3 protein-coding genes and 1 pseudogene are annotated in these 2,397 nt (G+C 60.4%); 1 reads left to right on the plus strand and 3 read right to left on the minus strand.

Features of this window, described 5'->3' with window-relative positions; genetic code table 11:
• From ACXJKO_RS31280 to ACXJKO_RS31290, 3 genes and pseudogenes are all read right to left on the minus strand, one after another.
• Window positions 1-150 (minus strand): annotated as a pseudogene (locus ACXJKO_RS31280) (IS5/IS1182 family transposase); the annotation flags it as partial.
• A gap of 253 nt (window positions 151-403) precedes the next feature.
• Window positions 404-730: a carboxymuconolactone decarboxylase family protein gene (locus ACXJKO_RS31285; RefSeq protein ID WP_457094894.1), complete on the minus strand. Its 327-nt coding sequence runs from the start codon at window positions 728-730 to the stop codon at window positions 404-406.
• Between the two features lie 41 nt (window positions 731-771).
• Window positions 772-1,182 (minus strand): (R)-mandelonitrile lyase, encoded by a 411-nt coding sequence (locus ACXJKO_RS31290; RefSeq protein ID WP_457094895.1) that lies wholly within the window; start codon window positions 1,180-1,182, stop codon window positions 772-774.
• 117 nt (window positions 1,183-1,299) lie between these two features.
• On the opposite strand from ACXJKO_RS31290, the gene ACXJKO_RS31295 reads away from it, so the two are divergent.
• Complete coding sequence (locus tag ACXJKO_RS31295; RefSeq protein WP_457094896.1) at window positions 1,300-2,196, plus strand: LysR family transcriptional regulator; 897 nt, start codon at window positions 1,300-1,302, stop codon at window positions 2,194-2,196.
• Window positions 2,197-2,397: the final 201 nt, after the last annotated feature.

Consider the following 2,397-nt stretch of genomic DNA (forward strand, 5'->3'; position numbering starts at 1 on the left):
AATGCCTTCAAAGCCCAGAGCTCTCAACTCGAGTGCGTCGACAAAGGCGTCGATGACGCGCACCGGGTTATCGTCGCTGACCCAGTCCTCCAGGCTTTCGGGAAATAGGGTGGTCTGGCTGCGATCCACGCCTTCAACAAAGCGCCTCATCGGATCCTCCAAACAGAGCGGGCAATCCTACCACCAACCGCGTTTTGACACAGCCTGGGTCAGGAGCCGAGATTGACTGTCCTTTAGGAACGTCCGGTTCCATGAGGATTGCTGCCTTCGGGCTTTGGTCTCAGGTGTGCCAATATGCGACATTTCTAGTCTTCAGGTGGAATTTCCCGGAAGGCCCTTTATGGGATAGGCCTTACTAATGGCCGGTGCCTGCTCGCCAGCGGCAGCAGGCACCGGCCATTGCTTATTTGCCCGTCTCGTCGAACACCTTGCGCAGGACCGCAATAGCGGTGTTTGCGGCCGGCCAACCAGCATAGAAGGCGAGATGCGTTACAGTCTCGACGATCTCTTCCTTCGTGAGCCCGTTTTGGAGACCCAGCTTAACGTGATACGGCAGTTCGTTGTGCCGATAGAGCGCGACGAGGCAACTGATCGTGATGAGACTACGATCACGCGGAGAAACGTCGGGACGCTTCCATGCCTCATCAAACAATACGCGATCGGTAAAATCACCGAAGGCGGGGGCGAAATCGCCGTAGTTCTCTTGCCCGGCGGTGGATTTCTCAGCCATTTCATAGCTCCTTGATTGCTGGTGTTGGTGGTGGGACGTGATCAGCCCTGAGTGGGGCCGGCGTCGTATTGCTCGTCGGTCACCGGATCGAGCCATTCGGCGTTGCAGCCGTCGAGGGCCTCGGTGATGGCGATGTGCGACATTGCGGTGGTCGCCGTGGCTCCGTGCCAGTGCTTGTGGCCGGGCGGACACCAGATCACGTCGCCGGCGCGGATCTCCACCTTTTCCTCGCCCTCGAACTGGGTCCAGCCACAGCCGGAGACGACGATCAGCGTCTGTCCGAGCGGATGAGTGTGCCAGTTGTTACGCGCACCCGGCTCGAACGTCACGAGTGCGGCGGAGGCGCGAGCGGGTTCCGGCGGCGAATTCAGCATGTCGATGCGGGCGGAGCCGGTGAAGTATGCGGCAGGTCCCTTCTGCGAGGGACGGCTACCTACCGGGAATATGGTCATGTCGCTTTTCCTTTCGTCAGCCGAACGTGGTCTTGGTTCCTGCAAAACGATATACGATATTGGCCGTCTAGCGATTAGGGCCATTTAGCGGCATGCAGCCATGAGGAATGCTCATCAATGCCGAAAGCTGGCATCGACGACCTGACCGCTTTCGTCGCCATCGCACGCGAGCGCAGCTTTACGCGCGCGGCGGCAAAGCTTGGCGTGTCACAATCGGCGCTCAGCCACGCCATGCGCGGCTTGGAAGCGAAGCTCGGCGTGCGCCTGCTGATCCGCACGAGCCGCAGCGTCGGCACGACGGAGGCGGGCGAGCGGTTGCTGCAAGGTATCGCCCCCAAGCTCGACGAGATCGAAGCGGAGCTGAGCGCAGTCACAGAGCTGCGCGAGAAACCCGCAGGCACCATCCGGCTGACTGCGACCGAATATGCCGCGAGCGCCATTCTGCTTCCCGCACTCCAGGGCTTCGCCAAGGACTATCCCGACATCCGGGTGGAGATCGCGACCGAGTACGGTCTCACCGACATAGCGGCCGAGCGGTTCGACGCTGGTGTGCGGCCCGGTGATATTGTCTCGAAAGACATGATCGCTGTTCGGATCGGCCCCGACCTGCGCATGGCTGTCGCCGGCTCCCCGGCCTACTTCGCCAATCGCGGGAAGGTGCGCACACCCAAAGATCTGACCGACCACAATTGCATCAATCTTCGCACGCCCACGCACGGGGGGGTATATGTCTGGGAGTTCGAGAAAGGGCGGCACGAGTTGAACGTGCGCGTCGATGGCCAGTTCGTATTTAACACCAGCACGATGATTCTGGAGGCGGGGCTGTCCGGGCTTGGTCTGATCTACCTGACCGAGGGGCAAGTACAGCCTCACCTCGACAGCGGAAAGTTGGTCCGCGTCCTAGAGGACTGGTGCCCTCCATTCCCAGGCTATCACCTGTATTATCCGAGCCGACGGCAGCCCACAGCCGCGTTTTCGCTTCTCGTGAAGGCCCTGCGCTACTTGGAGAGCTGACGGTCTGTGGGAGCGGCAATCCACTGGCTAAGACCGGATGCTTGTCCTCTGAACTGAAAGAATTACGGCTCTGGGTCAGGCAGGTAAGTCCATTCACTTTTCGGAATGTCTGGTTCCGTGAGGATTGCTGCCCTCAGCGTAGCGTCTCAGGTGTGCCAGGAGCGGTCCTTACTGGGTTCACGTCAGATCGCCCGGATGGGC

Source organism: Microvirga sp. P5_D2 (assembly GCF_054049475.1).